A 929-nucleotide genomic window follows, 5' to 3' on the forward strand; every position below is an offset into this window, starting at 1 on the left:
CGGACGGCGACTTCGTCCAGGCGGTCCTGACGGCCGTGAACATGGGCCGCGACGCCGACACGACCCTGACGGCCGTGAACATGGGCCGCGACGCCGACACGACGGCCGCGGTGGCGGGGGCACTGGCCGGCGCGACCCAGGGCGAGCCGGCGATCCCGACGGAGTGGGCGGCGGCGATCGGGCCGGCTCGCGGGAGCTGCCTGCCGTCCATGGCCGGGCATCATGTGCTGGACGTGGCGGAGTTGCTGGTACAGGGGGAGGACAGGAAGTGGGTGTCGGGAGGACTCACAGCATCTGAGGCACCGACGCCACACGCGGGAGTCCGACGATGAGCCCGCCCACCCCCTGGGACGAGGGCACCCCGACGACACTCCCCGAAGCTGCGGCCGCCGACGGCGAGCACGCCCCACTGGGGCCACTCGCACCCGAAGACGAGAGCCACACGGGCGGTGCCGGTGGGAACCACCGGTCCGAAGGCGAAGCCGAGGCCGACAAGGCGCTCCCCCCGGAGGGCAGCCGCACCCTCGGCCTCCTCCTCGGCCTGGCCGCAGGCGACGCCGCCGGCTGGCCGGCCGCCCGCCACCGAGCCGCCGCTGAAGGAGCTGGGTGCGGACCCGGTCAGCGGCAAGCCGGTCGTGGTCAAGGACGGTCGCTTCGGGCCGTACGTGACGGACGGCGACGACGTCCAGGCGGTCCTGACGGCCGTGAACATGGGCCGCGACGCCGACACGACGGCCGCGGTGGCGGGGGCACTGGCCGGCGCGACCCAGGGCGAGCCGGCGATCCCGACGGAGTGGGCGGCGGCGATCGGGCCGGCTCGCGGGAGCTGCCTGCCGTCCATGGCCGGGCATCATGTGCTGGACGTGGCGGAGTTGCTGGTACAGGGGGAGGACAGGAAGTGGGTGTCGGGAGGACTCACAGCATCTGAG

2 protein-coding genes are annotated in these 929 nt (G+C 74.3%); both read left to right on the top strand.

Translation table 11 applies throughout. The features are described from left to right. Window positions 1-332, top strand: a 332-nt coding sequence (locus tag EAO75_RS45275; RefSeq protein WP_261989734.1) for an ADP-ribosylglycohydrolase family protein, incomplete at its 5' end; no start/stop codon positions are given. 123 nt (window positions 333-455) lie between these two features. After that, window positions 456-929 (top strand): ADP-ribosylglycohydrolase family protein (locus tag EAO75_RS45285; RefSeq protein WP_187284877.1); only part of this gene is annotated, 474 nt, incomplete at its 3' end.

The sequence above is a fragment of the Streptomyces sp. UW30 genome (assembly GCF_008042075.1).
Lineage (GTDB): Bacteria > Actinomycetota > Actinomycetes > Streptomycetales > Streptomycetaceae > Streptomyces.